This is a genomic window from Geothrix sp., assembly GCF_020622065.1.
Taxonomy (GTDB): domain Bacteria; phylum Acidobacteriota; class Holophagae; order Holophagales; family Holophagaceae; genus Geothrix.
This window is the reverse complement of sequence record NZ_JAHRYQ010000001.1, coordinates 1,192,551-1,209,287: the sequence shown is the minus strand read 5'-3', so window position 1 is coordinate 1,209,287 and position 16,737 is coordinate 1,192,551. Positions and strand designations below refer to the sequence as shown.

Here is a 16,737-nt window from a genome sequence, read left to right as displayed (position 1 = left end):
TGGCTTGTCCGGAAGCTCCCGGGAAACCTAGATTTTCCGCAGAACCAGGCAGCCATTGGTGCCGCCGAAGCCGAAGCCATTGTTCATGGCGTATTCGGCGTCGAAGGTGCCGGCCACATTGGGCGTCACATCCAGATCGCACTCGGGGTCCTGACGGTCCACATTGATGGTGGGCGGGATCTTCCCGGTCTTGACGGCCATGACGGCCACGATGGTTTCCAGGCCGCCGGCGGCGCCCAGCAGGTGGCCATGCATGGACTTGGAGCTGCTCACCTTGATCTTCTTCGAGTGCTCGCCGAAGACCTTCTGGATGGCCTGACACTCCAGCTTGTCGCCCACGGGCGTGCTGGTGCCGTGCATGTTCACATAGCCCACTTCCTCGGCCGCGATGTCGGCGTCCTTGATGGCCGCCCGCATGACGCGCTGGCCGCCCTCGCCCTCGGGGGCCGGGGTCGTGATGTGGTTGGCGTCGCCGCTCATGCCGTACCCAGCGACCTCGGCATAGATCTTGGCGCCCCGGGCCTTGGCCAGCTCGTACTCCTCGAGGATGACGATGCCGGCGCCCTCGGCCATCACGAAGCCGTCCCGGTCCACATCAAAGGGCCGGGAGGCGCGCTCGGGCTCGTCGTTGCGGGTGCTGAGGGCACGCATGGCCGCGAAGCCGCCCACGCCCAGCTGGTTCACCACCGAGTCGCTGCCGCCGGCCATCATGCGGTCCGCATAGCCGAAGGCGATGAGGCGCGCGGCGTCCCCGATGGCGTGGGCGCCGGTGGCGCAGGCGGTGGCCACGGCGCTGCACGGGCCCTGCAGGCCGTACTTGATGCTGGCCTGGCCGCTGGCCAGGTTCACGATGAGGCTGGGGATGAAGAAGGGGCTGGTGCGGCGGGGGCCGCGGTAGCCGTTGGCCTCGTCCCAGATGGTGCTGAGGCCGCCGATGCCGCTGCCGATGTAGGTGCCGAACACCTCGCGCTCGGCCTTGGTGAGTTCCACCTGATCGAAGCCCGCATCCACCCAGGCCTCGTGGGCCGCGCCCAGGGCGTAGTGGATGAAGATGTCCATCTTCTTCTGCTCTTTCTTCTCGATGAACAGGTCGGGGTTGAAGCCCTTGACCTGCCCCGCGATCTTGCAGGCGAAGTCGGTGACATCGAAACGGTCGATGGTGCCGATGCCGCTCTTCCCGGCCAGGAGGTTGGCCCAGGTCTCGGGAACGGTAAGGCCGCAGGGATTGACCGTTCCCATGCCCGTGATGACGACGCGACGGCGCTGGACAGTCCTGCTCATGGCTTCACCTCACTTATCGTTGGACGGACGGGAAAATAAACATGCCGCAGGGCCGTGGGGGCGCTGCGGCATGTAACGATCCACGCAGGACTAGGCCTTCGCGTGCTTCTCGATGTAGGCGATCGCATCGCCCACCGTGCGGATCTTCTCCTGCTCGCTCTCAGGGATCTCGAGGCTGAAGGCCTCTTCGATGGCCATGATGATCTCGACGGTATCGAGGCTGTCCGCACCGAGGTCGTCCACAAAGTGGCTGGATTCGGAAATGGAATCCTCGGGCTTGGCCAACTGCTCGGCAATAATCGCAATGACCTTCTTACGCACATCAGCCATCGTGGGCTCCTCCAAACGAACCCGGAAACCCTAACACACTCTCCGCCCGATTGCCAAACCCCGGGTAGGTTGGCTAAGTGTCAGTTCAGGAATGCCCCATGCCCCGCGCCCGAACGCATGAAGAACCCGAGAACGGCTGGCCGCTGGGTTGGGGGACCAGCCTCCGCGAGTTCCGCACCTTCCTGGCGGTGGAGCGGGGACTCTCGGTCCACACGGCTTCGGGCTACCTCTCCGATCTGAACCACCTGGTCGTCTGGGCCTGTGATCGGGGCATCTCCGCCACCGACCTGATGCGGGACCACCTCACCGCCTTCCTCGTCTCCCAGCATGCCGAAGGGAAGGCTCCCCGCAGCCTGGCGCGGATGAGCTCCAGCCTGCGTGCCTTCCTCACCTTCCTCCGCATGGAGGGCGGCGAGGGTGCGGGCCCCGAGGCCGTGGTGAAGCCACCCCGCCCACCCCGCATCCTGCCCCGCACCCTGGGCGAAAGCCAGGTGGAAGCCCTGCTGAATGCACCGGACACGGCCACGCCCCTGGGCGTGCGGGATCGTGCCTGGCTGGAGCTCCTCTACGCCTCGGGCCTCCGCGTCTCCGAACTGGCGGGGCTCCCGGCCCTTTCGGTGTTCCTGGACGAAGGCTTCCTCAAGGTCACGGGCAAGGGCCGCAAGGAACGGCTCATCCCCTTCGGCTCCAGCGCCGAGCGGTGGATCCGCGCCTGGCTCACCCTGCGCCCCGGATTCAAGCCCAGGGGCGGCGAACTCTTCGTGGGCCAGCGCGGAGAGGGGATCACGCGCCAGCACCTGTGGCGGCTCCTCAAGGCCTACGCCCTCAAGGCCGGCCTCCGCGTCGAGGCCGTGAGCCCCCATGTGCTGCGCCACGCCTTCGCCACGCACCTCCTGGACCACGGCGCCGACCTCCGCGCCGTCCAGGCCATGCTCGGCCACGCCGACATCAGCACGACCCAGATCTACACCCATGTCCATCAGGCGAGACTCCGCGCCCTGTACGATCAGATGCACCCCCGGAGCGGTTCGCCGATGGGCGATTGATGGCCGGCGGCTTTACAGCTGCGTGAGGAGGACGCCGCCCAGCACCAGGGCCGCGCCCACCGCAAAAGCCGGCGTGATGGCCTGCCCGTAGAAGATCCAGGCCAACAGGGCCGTGGCGACGGGCTGCCCGTTGGTGGCGATGGCCACCCGGCTGGGTTCCTTCATGGACAGGGCGTGGAACCAGAGCAGGTAGGACACCACGCTCGTCATCAAGCCCAGGTAGATCAGACCCACCCAGGCCATGGGCGGAACGGCGGCCACCATCAGCCTGGGCAGACCCAGGGCGCCGAGGGGTGCGAAGATCGCCAGACCGAAAAGGATGGACAGCGTGGTGGCCCGCTGGGCGCCGTGTTTCTGCACCAGGGGCCGACTCATCACCGTGTACCCCGCCCAGGCCACGACCGCCACCAGCACCATGAGATCGCCCAGAATCCACCGGGGCGGCAACACCCGACCGGCCTTTCCCGAAAACAGCACCAGCACGCCCGAAAAGGCCAACGCGAGGCCCCCCAGCTTGCGCGGGCCGGGCCGCTCCTGCCCGCGGGCCCAGGCCAGCAGCAGCACCACGGTGGGTGTCAGCGCGTAGAGCAGCGCGGCGTGGGAGGGCAGCGTGAGGGCCAATCCGCCGAGGAAGGCGAGCTGGTTGAGCGTCACGCCCAGGAACCCGGCCCAGAGATAGGTCCGCCAATCGCTGCGGACCACCGTCCACAGATCCAGGTGCCGGATTCGAGCCAGCAGAAGAAAGCCTGCACCGGCGATAAGGAAGCGGAGCAGACCCAGAGCCAGGGTCGGCATCGTGTCCGCCGCAGTCTTCCCGAGCAGGAAGGTCCCGGCGGAGATGAAGGTGTGAAGCCCCATGACGGCGGCAAAGCGAACATTGCGATGGCCCATCCCTCCAGCATGGCCAAAGCGGGGCCGGCCCGGGCCGTCGAAATGGGCATGGACCGCCCCCGACGGAATGAGCGATGATGAGCCAGGAGCCGCAAACCCTATGGCCGTGACCAAGACCCCCCGCAAGAAGCCCGTGACCGCCCCCGCCGATGAGAAGAAACCTGCCGCCAAGGCCAAGGCGCCGCTGAAGAAGGCCGCCCCGAAGAAAGTCGAGGCCGCGGAACCCAAGGCCAAGGCCGCCCCCAAGGCGCCCGCCAGGACCAAGACCGCCAAGGCCGTGGAACCTGCAGCCGAAATCGCCGCTCCCGCCATTCCAGCGCCTCTTCCGGAGCCGGCAGCGGGCACCCCCAAAAAGCTTTCGGCCATGCCGACCCTGCCGCCCCTGGCCGCGTCCATCCTCGCCGCCATCCAGGAGGGCCGCGCCGTCGAGTTCATTTTCGCCGATGCAGACGCCAACGCCCCCCGCACCTTCGAGCCCCGCCATCTCACCTTCGATGCCCTCAGCCAGGCCTGGTATGCCTGGGGCTGGGACCGTCGCTACAACGCCGAGCGCCACCACCGCCTGGATCTGCTGGCCGAGGTGAACGAGGTGGAGGGTGTGGGCCGGGCGGCCCAGGGCCCCTATCCCGAGGGAACCCCCGCCAACCAGATCGGTGGCTGGCTGGGCGGCGATGCCATCGCCGTGAAGGCCACGCTGCTCAAGCAGTGGGTCTTTGCCGTGAAGCAGGCTCCGCCGGCCTTCCCCCACTTCAAGCTCGAGGAGCTGGGTGACGGCCAGGCGCAGGTCACCTTCTCGGCCACGGACCTGCGGGCCATTGCCCGCTGGGCCATGCAGTTCGGCGACGGCATCCAGGTGCTGGAACCCGCCCGGCTGGTGGATCGCATCAAGCAGGTGGGCGCCGTCTGGGCGGGCCGGGAACGGCAGCCCAGTGCGCCGGCCCCCAGGCCGGCTCAGCGTCCGGAACCCTCCTCTGAGCCCCGCCGCGCTGAGGCCCGTCCTCCGCACGAGGTGAAGCACGAGGCGAGGCCCGACACCAAGCCCGAGCCGCGGCCCCACCGCGAGCCCCGTCCCGAGCGGGAGCGCGAGGAGTCTGCCCCCAAGGGGAAGGCCGGCAAGGTCGAGGTCATCCGCTTCGACCGCCTCTGATCGGGCTCAGTCCACCAGCGTCCAGCCCCGCTTGCCGGGCCAGAAGCCGTAGGCCTGCCCCAGCACATTGAAGGACACGCCCTGCAGCCGCCGGGTCGCCAGGATCCTCGCCAGGTTGTAGTTGAGGGGGATCACCGGCTTGTCCCGCCAGATGATTTCGGAGAGCTTCAGGTAGATCTTCCGGCGGGCCTCTGGATCCAGCGTGTGCCGCCCTTCATCGAAGAGCCGATCCACCTCCGGGTTCAGATAGCCGCTGACATTGGCCTTGGTGCGGTAGCCGTCCCGGGTGAAGAGCGGGGCGTCCACATCGGGATCCAGAGAGGTGGTCCACCCGTAGGACCAGATGTCGCCCTCGTGTTCGGCGGACTTCTCGGTCAGGGCCTGGAAAGTCAGCTTCCGCACCTCGATGCGGATGCCTACTTTGGCGGCCCGTTCCGCCAGGAGTCGAGCCATGCTGCGGGTCGCAGAATTGACCTGCTCATAGGCCACGAGGGAGAGGGTGCGCCCTTTCGCATCCCGCCGGACGCCACCGGACCCCAGGTGCCATCCGGCTGATTCCAGGATTGATTCCGCACGCTCGGCCTGGGGCAGCGGCCTCGGTTCAGGGTCATGGGCCCAGTTCTCCGGTGGCCAGAACGACGAGGCCAGACGAGCGGGGAAGAACTGGCGGGCCCGTGCAAACTCCTGCCAGGGGGTCAGTTCCGCCAGGGCCTCTCGAAGGGCCAGCTCGCCCAGCAGACTGCGCTTCGGATCACAGTTCAGGAAAAAGGCTCCGAAGGCGGCCTGGGGCACGGAATAGACCTGGAGATGCCCCGCCCCCAGGGCGCCCTTCCGCACCAGGTAGTGGGATAGGGCACTGGTGGCCGCAAAGTGGAACCGCCCCTCCAGGATCGCCTTGGCCGTGGATTTCTCGGCGGTGGGATCGCTGAACTCGAAGGCGGGCCACGAGCCCGGGTGGGCTCCGCGGTACCCCTCCCAGCGTTCGAGCTTCAGGTGCTTGGTGGTGGCCCGCTCCACGACCCGGTAGGGCCCCGACCCAACGGGCTGGAAGTTCACCGGTGCGGCCATGGGCTTCGCCCCCATCTGGTAGTGGCGCCGGGGGACCGGGATGAAGTTGTAGAGGTCCGAGAGGAGGGTTCCCCGCGGCCGGGAGAGTCGGATCCGCACCCGGAGCGGCCCCTCGGCCATCAGGCTGTCCAGACTGGCCACGCCTCCGACCGTGTCCGCGATGGCGCGGACCTGGGGGAGCCTCAAGGTCCGCCAGGTGAAGACCAGATCCTCCGCCTCGATGGGCGTGCCGTCATGCCAGGTCATGCCCGGCCGCAGCTCCAGGACGACTTCGCGCCCACCCTTGAGGATGGTCCAGCTCTGCAGCAGCTCAGGAATGAAGTTCCCGTCGGCGTCCAGGGTCACCAGGCGGTCGAAGAGGAGATCCACCGCCTCCCCATCCGTATCGCGGGACATGAGCAGGGGGTTTACCGTGGTCCATTCATCCACGGCCACGCGGATCGGCTCGGCGGCGCCCAGGCCGCAGAGCAGGCAGGTCAGCAGGATCAGGCGGCGCCAGTACATGGTTCTCCCTCATCGGCGGCGGGAGGGGCCATCCTGAAATCCTGGCGGTTCAGGGCTGGGCGGCGGCCGTCTCGACCAGCTCCACCAGGGCTTCGGCCATGCGCTGCCCGGCCCGCGGGGGATTCTCCACCACGGACCCCACCAGCTTCTGCTCGCCGCCGGGCTGGGTGGAGAACAGGTAGAAGGTCGGCACCCGAACCGCTTTCTGGGGGGCGCAGCCCTTGGGCCACGCGGTCGCCTCGATGGCCTTGTCCCGGTTGACCCCCAGGTAGTGGACTTCGATGAACGGGTTGGGATCCGCCTCGAGCGCCAGCAGGTCCGGCAGCTGGTAGTGGCTGTCGCCGCACCAGGAGCCGAAGACCGCCACGAGGGTCAGGGGCCGGCTCACGCCCTTCCAGCGGGCCTTCAGGGCCGGCGAGAGCTGCACTTTGGCCAGCGTGTCCCGGAAGATGGCGCGATGGGCCAGGATGGCCTTGGGCGTCGTCTCGCCCAGCAGCAGGGGGAGGTGGTCCTTGGCGTCCACCTGCGGTCCGCCGGGGAGGGCCGCCGGCAGGGAGACGGGGACCGGACCGGGCGGCTGGGCCAACAGTCCCAGGGTTCCGAGAGCCAGAAGGGCAGGTTTCATGGGAATCTCCGGATCCAGTGTAGCGATTTCATAAACTTGACCCATTCACTCAAGAATACTAGCCTGGAGGCTGGAGAACCTTTCGTGAAGATCTCGGCCCGAGGCAGGTACAGCATGCAGGCCCTGTTCGACCTGGCTCACCACAGCCATGGCCAGCCGGTGCCCCTGCATGTGATCGCCGAGCGCCAGAAGCTCTCCCTGCCCTTCCTGGAGCAGATCTTCAACAAGCTCAAGAAAGCCGGCGTCGTCGCCAGCGTGCGCGGTCCCAAGGGCGGCTACATCCTCACCCGGCCCTGCAACCAGGTGAGCGTGGGCGAGATTCTGCGCCTCACGGACAGCAGCTTCTACGCCGTGGCGAAGGAGGATCCCAGGGCCGCCAACCAGGCGCTCATGGCCGATGAGCGCATGAGCCTCATGCTCTGGAACCGCCTCTCCGACCACATCTCCGCTTTCATGGAGAAGGTGACCTTCGCCGACCTGTGTTCGGAGACCTCCAGCAACTCCTGCCCGGACTGCACCTGCCCTGACTATGTCAAGGATGTCCAGGGCCAGATCAGCCGGGGCGAACGCAAGGCCTGCGGCGTGATCTGACCTGGCGGCGAAAGGGTCCTACCCTTTCTCCTTGACGCACAGGCACGAGGTCTCGGCTCTCACCTGGGCCCGGGCCTGGGCGCGTCGGAGGTCCTTCTCCGCGGCCGCGGCCTCGGGCTTGCGTCCCTGGGCAGCCAGCGCCTTCTGGAGGCCCAGGAGGGACCAGTAGTTGGCGGGGTAGGCCCGGAGATCCGCGCGGTAGACGGCTTCGGCTTCCTTGGCCCGACCGGCGGACAGGAGCACGGCCCCCAGGGCATGGCGAGCGGGGACGACACAGGCGGGGGGCTCGTCGTACTTGAGGGCGTCCTCCAGGCGCACCGCCTCCTGAAGGCGCTCAATCGCCGTGTTCACCCGGCCCTGGCCGAAGGCAATCTCGCCGGCCAGGAAGGCGCGGGACACCTGCATCACCTGACGGGCGTTGTTGGAGCCCCAGAGGTGGGCCTCTGGAATGAGCGGCAGGACCGCTTCGAAGGCCGCCTGCGCCTTCAGGGCCTCCTCGTTCCGTCCCGTGGCGGCGAAGGCCGTGCCCCGCAGGGCGTGCCAGCTGGCCGTGGCCAGGGGCAGCCGGGCGTCCGGCGCGGGCTCCGCCAGCAGCTCGTCCCAGAGGCCGAACCGCTTCAGGGCCTCCCAATGCCGGGTGGTGAAAGCTTCGGCGAAGGTGGCGTTGGCCACCACCCAGTCCAGCGGGAAGGTTGTCACCACGGACTGGGTCTGGGCCAGGGCCACCTCTTTGCGGCCTTCCATGAGGGCCGTGTAGGCCAGGAAGTCCGCGTTGTGCACCATGTAGAGCCCATAGAAGCCGATCTCAGTCTGTCGGGCCCGGTAGCGGCCGTCGGCCTCCATGGCCCGCTCGTTGGCCTCGGCGGCCCCGCCCCAGTCGCCGATCCGGGCGTAGATGTGGCCGGGCATGTGGATCAGGTGCCCCGCGTCGGGCACCAGCCGGCGCAGGCGGTCGGCGGCGGCCTTGGCCCGCTCGGGATGGGGCGAGCCTTCGTAGGCATGGATGGTGAGATGGAGGGCCAAGGGATGGTTTGGAGCCAGAGCCAGCGCCCGTCGGAGGGCGCCCAGGATCTCCGTGGTGCCGGGCTGGGGTTCGCCCTCCCGGGTCCACTGGTCCCAGGGCCGGGTGTCCATGAGGGCTTCCGCATGGAGGGCCGCCACATCGGCATCCTTGGGAAAGCGGGTCGCTACCCGGCCCATGGCCTGGGCGTAGGCCGCGTCCAGGGCGCTGCGGTCCGCCGGGTTGGGCAGGGCATAGCGGGCCCCGAGGGCCTCGATGAGGGCCCGCTCCACGGGTGGCGCCCCGGCGGCCCGCTTCTGGGCCTGTCCGAGGGCCTCCCAGGCCGCCTTGGCCTGGGCTTCATCCATGACGGAATTGTTGATGTGGGGGCCGTTCACCAGAGCCAGCCCCCACCAGGCCATGGCGCAGTCGGGATCCAGGCGCAGCGCCTCCTGGAAGGCCCGGGCGGCGGCCTCATGGTTGAAGGCGTAGGCCCAGACCAGCCCCTGGTCGAAGGCCGCCTGGGCCCCGGAGACTCGGGTGGCGACGCGGCGCTGATGCCGTCCCAGGTCGTAGGGTCGCCAGGAGGTGGGAGCCGTCCCGGATTCCGGCAGGGCGGCCAAGGCCAGGGTGCAGACGAGGAAGGCCGGAAGAAGGGGGAAACCCATGCATCACCTCTTTGATCATGCCGGCGCCAACAATAGTTGAATAAGATAAAAAAGGCAATGTCATCATTCTAGCAATCAATCATGCAGAGCTGCCGCGGTGCTATCGTTTCCTTTTGGATGCACGCCGCATGAGCAATCCCTGCGCCCTCCCCAGCCTGGCCCTGCCGCCCACCGAAGCCGAGCTCAAGGCCCTGCCCCAACTCGAGAAGAAGATCGCCCGCCGCGTGGGCGAGACCAATGCCGCCTACAAGCTCATCGAAGAGGGCGACCGCATCCTCGTGGCCGTCAGTGGCGGCAAGGATTCCTGGGCCCTGCTGGATGTCCTGGAGCGGCTGCGCAAGCGGGCCCCTGTGACCTTCCAGGTCGAGGCCGTCACCGTGGATCCAGGCTTCCCCCAGTTCAATCCCGATCCCATCGCCGAGACCTGTGAGCGCCTGGGGGTGCCCCACCACATCATCCCCGCCCCCATCGACAAGATGGTGCGCGCCAAGCCCGAAGAGCTGCCCTGCATCATCTGCTCGCGGCTGCGCCGCGGCGTGCTCTACTCCTTCGCCAAGCAGCATGGCTACTCGAAGATCGCCCTGGGCCACCACCTGGACGACCTGATCGAGACCCTGCTCATCAACCTGTTCTTCGAGGGCCGCCTGAGCACCATGCCCCTGCGCCTGGTGAGCGACGACGGCGCCAACACCGTCATCCGCCCGCTTGGCACCTGCGAGGAGAAGGACCTCCAGCGCTACGCCTGGCTGCGCGGCTTCCCCATCGTGCCCTGCGGCTGCCCCCTCTGCGGCTGCTCCAGCCTGGAGAGCCGCCGCAAGCAGGTGAAGGAGCTCATCGCCGCCATGGAGACGAGCATCCCCCGCCTGAAAGCCTCCATGCTCGGCGCCATGGGCAATGTGAAGCTGAGCCACCTGCTGGACCTGAACCTCGGCGCCCTGCACGCCAAGGGCGTGGACGAGGCCGTGGAGCGGCTGGGCTAGGAACTTCTGCCTGGGTTATTGCACTGGTCCTTCCATGCGAATCCTGCGGGTTCTCCTGCTGGGCCCCTGGCTTCCAGCACGGAATCGGCTGCCGAGCCCGGTCCAAAGACAGTGCCTCTGCCCCGGCGCCTCAAGCTCCAGGCGGTCCCGATGCGCCCCCTGGAGATGATGAGAGCCATGGCGGCCCTAGATCAGGCCCGGCGGAGGCAGCCAGGCGCGACCGTGGAAGTCATCGGTCATGACGATTCGGCTGCACTGAAACTCTTGAGCCTGGGCATGGCCGCAAATATCCGGCATGAGTACCGAGTCACCGACAAGGCGCAACACCGGGAGCTGCGGGCCTTCATGCAACAGGACCCGAGCAAGCCCTCGCCCATCCTCTTTGTGCCGAGGCTACCCGGCCCCTGACAACGACAAAAAGCAGGACACCGATCGGTGTCCTGCTTAACTCCTCGCCCCATTTCTTTAGTCCACGCTCAGCCACAGCCCCTTGAGGTAGAACCCTTCGGGATGGTTGAGCGAATAGGGATGGTCGCTGGGCTGGCCCAGATGGGCCAACACGCGGGCCTCGCGGCCGGCCTCCAGCAGGGCCGTCCACACGGCTTCCTGGAACCGCATCCGGTCCAGGTGCTGGCTGCAGGAGAAGCACCAGAGCATGCCACCGGGCGCGGTGGCCCGGGCGCCGAGGCGGAAGACATCCTTGTAGGCCTTGAAGGCCTTATCCACATCCTTGCGCTGCTTGGCGAAAGCAGGAGGATCCACGATGACGCGGTCCCAGGCCATGGGTTCCAGTTGCCGCATCAGCTCGAAGGCATCGCCCTCCATGCGGAGGTGCGCGGCGGGATCCAGGCCATTGGCGGCCCAATCACGCTCCGCCTGGTCCAGGGCCGCCGCGCTGATGTCGAGGGTGGCCACCTCCGCAGCACCGCCCAGACCCGCGTGGATGCTGAAGCCGCCGGTATAGCCGAAGGCGTTGAGGACACGCCGCCCCTGGGCCACCCGGCCCAGCTGGAGCCGGTGCTCCCGCTGATCCAGGAAGAAACCCGTCTTCTGTCCGCGCAGGAGATCCACGGTGAGACGCGCGCCCCCTTCCTGGACCGTGATGGGGCCGCTCAGGCTGCCTTTCAGCAGGCGGTTCACGGGATCGAGCCCTTCCTCCCGGCGGCCGGACTGGCTGCGCTCCACGAAGGCGGTCAGGCCCTCGCGCTTGCCGATCTCGAAGAGGATGGGCCACCAGATCTCGCGCAGGAGCTCCAACCCTGCCGTACCCACCTGGAGCACCAGGGCCTGGGCGTAGCGATCCACCACCAGCCCCGGCAGGCCGTCGCCTTCGCCGAAGATCCAGCGGCAGCCGCCTTCCGGATGCCACAGGCCCAGCTCCTTGCGCAGGGCCAGGGCTGATTCGAAGCGGGCACGGAAAAACGCCTCGTCGAGGGGCGCGTCCTCGAAGCGGAAGATCCGGGCCGCCAGAGGGTTCGCCGGGCTCGCCGTGCCGACGCCGAGCACCTGCCCGGAATCATCGGCCAGCCGCACGAGGTGGAATTCCGAAGGCCGCGCCACGGCCCCGGAGAAGACCCAGGGGTGGCGCTTGGACATCAGCCCCTCTTTGCCGGGCTTCAGTCGGAGCAGGGGGTAGGGCCAACGCGGCAGGTTCATGCATCCAGGTTAGCTTGATACCCTCATGGGATGCGCGTTTCCACCGTCCTTGCCGTCGCCTTCTCCGCCGCCCTGCAGGCCGCGCCGCCCGTGCTGATGCTCAGCGCGGATGGACTGGGCGCCAACCAGTTCAGCGCCCGCACCATGCCGGGACTCTGGGCGCTGTCGGAACAGGGCCGGCGCGGGGAGGGCCTGCCGCCCTTCCCCGCCACCACCTTCAACGGCCATGTGAGCCTGGCCACGGGCTGCTGGCCCGAGCATCACGGCGTTGTCGCCAACGGCTACCTGGACCCGGCCACGAAGGCCCTGGTCCCCACGGCTTCCCGCACCGAGGATGTCCAGCGGGAGCCGCTCTGGGTGGCCGCCACCCGCAGCGGCGTGCGCACAGCCGTCTTCCAGTGGGTGGGCGCCACGGGTCCCTGGGAGGGCGTCAGCCCCTGGCGCCTCGAGACCTTCCGCGCGGGGCGGCCGGATTCGGAGGCCCTCGCCTTCAGCGAAGCCGCCCTCAAGGACGGCGCCGGGCTCGTCATGACCTACCTTTCCGGCACCGACGAGGAGGGCCACCTCCAGGGCCCCCACAGTGCCGAGGCCGAGGCCAAGCTGAAGCGCATGGATGAAGAGCTGGCGCCCTGGCTCCGTCGCATGCAGGTCGAACATCCTGGCCTGCGCGTGATCGTCGCCGCGGACCACGGCATGGCGCCCATGCGCCGCCGGATCCACCTGCCCACGCTGCTGGACGGCATCGGCAGCGAGCTCATCACCCATGGGGGCAGCGCCTACATCTACCTGCAGAATCCCAAGGATGCGCCCCGGGCCTTGGCCCGCCTGCGCCGGGCCGGGCTCCAGGCCTGGACCCGGGACCGCGTGCCCACCCGGTACCACCTGTCGGGAAACCCCCGGGTGGGTGACCTGGTGGTGCTGGCCAAGGAGGGACAGTGGCTCTCCAAGGCCCGGTCCAGCCGCGAGGAGCAGGATGAGCGCCATGGCCGCCACGGCGCCCACGCCTATACCTCCGAGACCCCGGCCATGCACACCTGGCTCATCGTGCTCGGCGCCGGCCGCGGCTCCCTCGGTCCGGTGCCGCTCTGGGACCTCGCGCCCACCGTGGCCTCCTGGTTGGATATCCGCTGGGCCCGACGGCCGGACGGGAAGGCCGTGCCCAGCCTGGTGAAGTGAATCAGGGAATCAGCGCCAGCAGCACCTGGGCCAGGACGATCTTGAGGATCGTGGCCAGGGGATAGACCGTCGCAAAACCCACATTGGGCAGGTCGTTGCCCGTGTGATGGTTCGCGTAGCCCAGCACCACCGGCTGGGTGTGGGTGCCCGCCACGATGCCGAACATGATATTGAGCGGGATGCGGAACACCTTGTAGCCCAGCAGCATCGTCAGGGAATCCGCCACGAGGCAGACCAGGAAGGCCGCTCCCAGGAAGAGGGGGAGCACCGAGGCGTCCTTCGACATGATGGCCCGGAAGCCCTCGCCGGAGATCACGCCGATGCCCGCGGCGAACAGCACCAGGCCGAACTGCCGGATGGTGTGGTTGGCACTGTAGGGGAAATTCCAGACCAGGGGCCCGATGCGATGGAACCGGCCGAGGATCAGCGCCACGGCCAGGGGGCCGCCCGCGAATCCCAGCTTGAAGACGATGCCGTGGCCCAGGGGGATGGGCAGCTGGCCCAGGGCGAGACCGGCGGCCAGCCCCATGGCGAAGGTGAGGAAACTCACCTCGCTGAGGGCCCGGTAGCTGTCGCCAAAGAACTCCTCGATGGCCTCGATGTTGTCCCGGCGCGTGGTCACCCGCACGCGGTCACCCAGTTCCAGCACCGTGTCGCCATCCGGCACGAACCAGAGGTCGCCCCGGCGGACGCGGGTGATGATGGCCTGGTGCTTGTTCACGAGGTCGAGCTTCCCGAGGGGGACGCCCACCACATCCCAGCGCGACACGAACACCCGCGTGGCGTCGAGGGCGCTCTGGTCGCGGTCCAGCTCCACATGGCTGCGCTCGCCGATGAGGGCCTCCACCTGGACGAGGTCATCCGGCGATCCCACGACCGTCACCAGGTCATCCAGCTTCAGCCGGAATTCGGGCCCCGGCAGCAGCAACTCCGCTTTGCGCAGCACCCGGCCGAAGACCACATGGAAGCGGCCCGCCGCGCGAATCTCGCGCTTGGTCAGGGATTCGGCCTCGGGCTTCGTCACCCGCAGCGTCCAGACCTCCAGCTTCTGATGCCCGGTCTGGTAGTCCTTGAGGCCATCGGCCTCCTCCTGCAGATTTACGCGGAACACCTTTGAACTGATGAGGATGATCAGCATGGGCACCAGCACGCCGATGGGGTAGGCGATGGCGGAGGCCACAGTGGGCTGGGCGAGTTCCACGGGTCCCACGCCCGCCATGGTCTTCACGCGCTCGATGACGCCCGCCAGAGCCGGCATGTTGGTGAAGCTGCCCGTGAGCAGGCCCGCGGCGTAGCGGGCGTTGAAGCCCAGCAGACGGGCGAGCAGCACCACGAAGCCCGTGGAGGCCAGCATCACCAGGAAGACCACCGCGTTCTTCTTCATGCCTTCGCGGCTGAAGGCGGCCCAGAAGCTGTGGGAGATGGAGAGGCCCATGGCGTAGACGAACACCGCCAGACCCAGTTCGTAGACCAGCTTCATCTCCTTGGAGATGTCCTTCTTCAGCCCGGCATCCAGGCCTGGCGCCATCACCAGCGCGCCCAGGGCGATCCCCGCGAAGAGGATGCTGGCGATGCCGAAGGAGGCCCCGGCGATGCGGATCTTGCTGATGGGGTAGCCCAGCGCCACCACCGCGAACAGCATCAACAGCGGGTTGTGTGCGAAGAAGAAGAGAACCTGCTCGATCATGTCCGCTCCACGCCTGCTGGCTTTCTAGGGGCTCATGTCAACCGCTTGATGGCCGCCACCAGGGCTTCCACCTCGACGGGCTGCGCATCCGGGAGCATCGAAAAACGAAGCACCGATCGCGCGTCGTCCAAACTATACCCCAAGGTCGTGATTGCATGACTGGGCTTCACCGCCCCGCTGTGGCACGCGCTCCCGGTGCTGACGGCGAATCCCGCCAGGTCCAGGGTGGCCTGCAGGGCCTCCCCGTTCCAGCCCCGGAACAAGGCGCAGGTTGTATTTGGCAGGCGTGGAGAGCCCCCGCCGATGACCTCGATGTCCCGGTTCCAGGATGTGATTTCCGTCTCGAAGGCATCCCGCAGCGACTGCAGCTCTGCGTTCGCCCTTTGACGCTCCGTCAAGTGCCGCGCGGCGGCCGCCAATCCCAGGATGGCGGGCAGATCCTCCGTGCCCCCCCTGCGGCGGCGCTCCTGGGGGCCCTCCATCAGGGCCTCCCAAGGCAGGCCTGGCCGCATCCACAGCAGGGCCGCGCCGCGGGGGCCGCCCATCTTGTGGCCGCTGAACACCGCCGCGTCGCAGTCCGACAGATCCACAGCCACCTTCCCCCAGGCCTGGCAGCCGTCCTTGATGCGCACGGCATCCAGCACGGACGGCATCCCGTAGAGGATCCCCGTCTCGTTGTTGGCGGCCATCTGTACGACGGTGGCGCAATCCGCAGGCAACTCCGGCAGCCAGCTCACCCGCGACCAGTCCCGCAGGGGATTCAGGCAGGCGCTGTGCTCCCCCGGGAACACCGCCGCGGGTCGGTCCCCCAGGGCGGGCTGCAGCCCCCGGATGAGCAGGTGCAGGGCCTCCGTGGCGCTGGCGCAGAAGACCAGCTCCCCCGGCGCCACGCCCAGGGAGGCCGCGATCTCCCGCCGGGCCTCCTCGAGGCGGTGCCGGGCCCGCTGCCCCTCCCGGTGGGTGCTGGTGGGGTTCGCCCAGTCCTCGGCCATGGCCCGCCGCACGGCCTCCACCGCCTCCGGGTGGGGCGGCGCGCTGGCGTTGGCGTCGAAGTAGAGCCTGGGCATGACCTCAATGTACCCTGAGGCCATGCCCAAATCCCTGGAAGGCAAGCTCGTCGTCGCCATCTCCTCCCGCGCGCTGTTCGATTTCGAGGAGGAGAACCGGGTGTTCGAGGAATCGGACGACCGCGCCTACATGGAGCTCCAGCTGTCGCGGCTCGATGTGCCCGCCAAGCCCGGCGTGGCCTTCCCGCTGGTGAAGAAGCTCCTGGCCTTCAACACGGATGACGAAGGCCGCGTGGCCGTGGTGATCCTCTCCCGCAACGATCCTGTGAGCGGCCTGCGGGTCTTCCGCAGCGCCCAGGAGTCGAACCTCCAGTTGGAGCGCGGCGTCTTCACCCGGGGCCGGAACCCCTATCCCTACCTCACCTCCCTGGGCGCGAACCTGTTCCTCTCCGCCAAGGAGGACGATGTCCGCGCGGCCCTGAACGCGGGCTTCGCGGCCGCCCGGGTCTATCCCGATAGCGCCCTGGCCGCGGACCGCCACCCGGACGAGATCCGCATCGCCTTCGACGGCGACGCCGTGCTGTTCAGCGACGAGGCGGAGCGCGTCTACGCCCAGGGCGGCCTGGCGGCCTTTCAGGCCCACGAGATCGAACGGGCCGGCGTCCCCCTGCCCCCGGGCCCCTTCAAGCCCCTGCTGCAGGCCCTCCAGCCCCTTCAGGACATGGCCGCGGGCGCGCCCATGCGCATCCGGACCGCCCTGGTCACCGCCCGCAGCGCCCCCGCGCACGAGCGTGCCATCCGCACCCTCATGGCCTGGAACATCCAGGTGGACGAGGCCATGTTCCTGGGCGGCCTCGAGAAGGCGGACTTCCTGCGCGAGTTCGAGCCTGACTTCTTCTTCGACGACCAGACCGGTTACTGCGACACCGCTTCCCGCGTGGGGCCGACCGGCCATGTGGTGAGCGGCGTGAAGAACGAACTGGGCGAGTCGGGATCAGAGCCTCGGTAGGGCCCGGAAGGCGGTGCATCCCGGGGAAGGAAGCGCCTTTCCTTTAGCAAGTTGTCAACCATCCCCCAGAG

At 68.2% G+C, this 16,737-nt stretch carries 15 protein-coding genes; 6 read left to right on the top strand and 9 right to left on the bottom strand.

Annotation, left to right across the window (positions count from 1 at the left end):
* Positions 1–27 precede the first annotated feature (27 nt).
* On the bottom strand, positions 28–1,281 hold the full coding sequence (gene fabF / locus QZ647_RS05650) for a beta-ketoacyl-ACP synthase II (protein ID WP_291271226.1): 1,254 nt from the start codon (positions 1,279–1,281) through the stop codon (positions 28–30).
* 90 nt (positions 1,282–1,371) lie between these two features.
* Positions 1,372–1,611, bottom strand: a complete 240-nt coding sequence (acpP, locus tag QZ647_RS05645) for an acyl carrier protein (protein WP_243288255.1) — start codon at positions 1,609–1,611, stop codon at positions 1,372–1,374.
* Positions 1,612–1,709: 98 nt separating this feature from the next.
* On the opposite strand from acpP, the gene QZ647_RS05640 reads away from it, so the two are divergent.
* Positions 1,710–2,657, top strand: coding sequence for a site-specific tyrosine recombinase XerD (locus tag QZ647_RS05640; protein WP_291271225.1), 948 nt, complete (start codon positions 1,710–1,712; stop codon positions 2,655–2,657).
* Between the two features lie 12 nt (positions 2,658–2,669).
* On the opposite strand, the gene QZ647_RS05635 is transcribed toward QZ647_RS05640, so the two are convergent.
* Positions 2,670–3,548, bottom strand: a complete 879-nt coding sequence (locus tag QZ647_RS05635; protein ID WP_291271224.1) for a DMT family transporter — start codon at positions 3,546–3,548, stop codon at positions 2,670–2,672.
* A 100-nt stretch (positions 3,549–3,648) separates the two neighbouring features.
* Between QZ647_RS05635 and QZ647_RS05630 the strand changes: the two genes are divergently transcribed.
* On the top strand, positions 3,649–4,695 hold the full coding sequence (locus QZ647_RS05630; protein WP_291271223.1) for a WYL domain-containing protein: 1,047 nt from the start codon (positions 3,649–3,651) through the stop codon (positions 4,693–4,695).
* 6 nt (positions 4,696–4,701) lie between these two features.
* On the opposite strand, the gene QZ647_RS05625 is transcribed toward QZ647_RS05630, so the two are convergent.
* Together QZ647_RS05625 and QZ647_RS05620 are read right to left on the bottom strand one after the other, a co-directional pair.
* A complete protein-coding gene (locus QZ647_RS05625; RefSeq protein WP_291271222.1) occupies positions 4,702–6,267 on the bottom strand; it encodes an ABC transporter substrate-binding protein in 1,566 nt (521 codons plus the stop codon).
* Positions 6,268–6,316: 49 nt separating this feature from the next.
* Positions 6,317–6,892 (bottom strand): thioredoxin family protein, encoded by a 576-nt coding sequence (locus tag QZ647_RS05620; protein ID WP_291271221.1) that lies wholly within the window; start codon positions 6,890–6,892, stop codon positions 6,317–6,319.
* A gap of 84 nt (positions 6,893–6,976) precedes the next feature.
* Here QZ647_RS05620 and QZ647_RS05615 point away from each other — a divergent pair, with 84 nt between their 5' ends.
* Entirely contained in the window at positions 6,977–7,483 is a 507-nt protein-coding gene (locus QZ647_RS05615; RefSeq protein WP_291271220.1) for an Rrf2 family transcriptional regulator, read from the top strand.
* 18 nt (positions 7,484–7,501) lie between these two features.
* Here the strand turns inward: QZ647_RS05615 and QZ647_RS05610 are convergent, their stop codons facing one another.
* Positions 7,502–9,151, bottom strand: coding sequence for a hypothetical protein (locus QZ647_RS05610; protein WP_291271219.1), 1,650 nt, complete (start codon positions 9,149–9,151; stop codon positions 7,502–7,504).
* A 128-nt stretch (positions 9,152–9,279) separates the two neighbouring features.
* Between QZ647_RS05610 and ttcA the strand changes: the two genes are divergently transcribed.
* Positions 9,280–10,131, top strand: coding sequence for a tRNA 2-thiocytidine(32) synthetase TtcA (gene ttcA / locus QZ647_RS05605; RefSeq protein ID WP_291271218.1), 852 nt, complete (start codon positions 9,280–9,282; stop codon positions 10,129–10,131).
* A 465-nt stretch (positions 10,132–10,596) separates the two neighbouring features.
* On the opposite strand, the gene QZ647_RS05600 is transcribed toward ttcA, so the two are convergent.
* The gene (locus QZ647_RS05600) at positions 10,597–11,787 is read right to left on the bottom strand and encodes a class I SAM-dependent rRNA methyltransferase (protein WP_291271217.1); all 1,191 of its coding nucleotides are present in this window, start codon (positions 11,785–11,787) and stop codon (positions 10,597–10,599) included.
* Positions 11,788–11,817: 30 nt separating this feature from the next.
* Here QZ647_RS05600 and QZ647_RS05595 point away from each other — a divergent pair, with 30 nt between their 5' ends.
* Positions 11,818–12,963, top strand: coding sequence for a nucleotide pyrophosphatase/phosphodiesterase family protein (locus QZ647_RS05595; RefSeq protein WP_291271216.1), 1,146 nt, complete (start codon positions 11,818–11,820; stop codon positions 12,961–12,963).
* Position 12,964: 1 nt separating this feature from the next.
* On the opposite strand, the gene QZ647_RS05590 is transcribed toward QZ647_RS05595, so the two are convergent.
* Together QZ647_RS05590 and QZ647_RS05585 are read right to left on the bottom strand one after the other, a co-directional pair.
* A complete protein-coding gene (locus QZ647_RS05590; protein WP_291271215.1) occupies positions 12,965–14,650 on the bottom strand; it encodes an aspartate:alanine exchanger family transporter in 1,686 nt (561 codons plus the stop codon).
* A gap of 32 nt (positions 14,651–14,682) precedes the next feature.
* A complete protein-coding gene (locus QZ647_RS05585) occupies positions 14,683–15,741 on the bottom strand; it encodes an aminotransferase class V-fold PLP-dependent enzyme (RefSeq protein ID WP_291271214.1) in 1,059 nt (352 codons plus the stop codon).
* Here QZ647_RS05585 and QZ647_RS05580 point away from each other — a divergent pair.
* Positions 15,740–16,666, top strand: a complete 927-nt coding sequence (locus QZ647_RS05580; protein ID WP_291271213.1) for a 5'-nucleotidase — start codon at positions 15,740–15,742, stop codon at positions 16,664–16,666. The genes QZ647_RS05585 and QZ647_RS05580 overlap by 2 nt on opposite strands.
* The last annotated feature ends 71 nt before the right edge of the window (positions 16,667–16,737 follow it).

What these genes read in the sequence shown, in the direction of transcription:
- QZ647_RS05585 (WP_291271214.1), bottom strand. Translation starts at nt 15,741, where the DNA reads ATGGCCTCAGGGTACATTGAGGTCATGCCCAGGCTCTACTTCGACGCC.
- QZ647_RS05620 (WP_291271221.1), bottom strand. Translation starts at nt 6,892, where the DNA reads ATGAAACCTGCCCTTCTGGCTCTCGGAACCCTGGGACTGTTGGCCCAG.
- QZ647_RS05600 (WP_291271217.1), bottom strand. Translation starts at nt 11,787, where the DNA reads ATGAACCTGCCGCGTTGGCCCTACCCCCTGCTCCGACTGAAGCCCGGC.
- QZ647_RS05580 (WP_291271213.1), top strand. Translation starts at nt 15,740, where the DNA reads ATGCCCAAATCCCTGGAAGGCAAGCTCGTCGTCGCCATCTCCTCCCGC.
- QZ647_RS05630 (WP_291271223.1), top strand. Translation starts at nt 3,649, where the DNA reads ATGGCCGTGACCAAGACCCCCCGCAAGAAGCCCGTGACCGCCCCCGCC.
- acpP (WP_243288255.1), bottom strand. Translation starts at nt 1,611, where the DNA reads ATGGCTGATGTGCGTAAGAAGGTCATTGCGATTATTGCCGAGCAGTTG.
- fabF (WP_291271226.1), bottom strand. Translation starts at nt 1,281, where the DNA reads ATGAGCAGGACTGTCCAGCGCCGTCGCGTCGTCATCACGGGCATGGGA.
- QZ647_RS05625 (WP_291271222.1), bottom strand. Translation starts at nt 6,267, where the DNA reads ATGTACTGGCGCCGCCTGATCCTGCTGACCTGCCTGCTCTGCGGCCTG.
- QZ647_RS05610 (WP_291271219.1), bottom strand. Translation starts at nt 9,151, where the DNA reads ATGGGTTTCCCCCTTCTTCCGGCCTTCCTCGTCTGCACCCTGGCCTTG.
- QZ647_RS05590 (WP_291271215.1), bottom strand. Translation starts at nt 14,650, where the DNA reads ATGATCGAGCAGGTTCTCTTCTTCTTCGCACACAACCCGCTGTTGATG.
- ttcA (WP_291271218.1), top strand. Translation starts at nt 9,280, where the DNA reads ATGAGCAATCCCTGCGCCCTCCCCAGCCTGGCCCTGCCGCCCACCGAA.
- QZ647_RS05635 (WP_291271224.1), bottom strand. Translation starts at nt 3,548, where the DNA reads ATGGGCCATCGCAATGTTCGCTTTGCCGCCGTCATGGGGCTTCACACC.
- QZ647_RS05595 (WP_291271216.1), top strand. Translation starts at nt 11,818, where the DNA reads ATGCGCGTTTCCACCGTCCTTGCCGTCGCCTTCTCCGCCGCCCTGCAG.
- QZ647_RS05640 (WP_291271225.1), top strand. Translation starts at nt 1,710, where the DNA reads ATGCCCCGCGCCCGAACGCATGAAGAACCCGAGAACGGCTGGCCGCTG.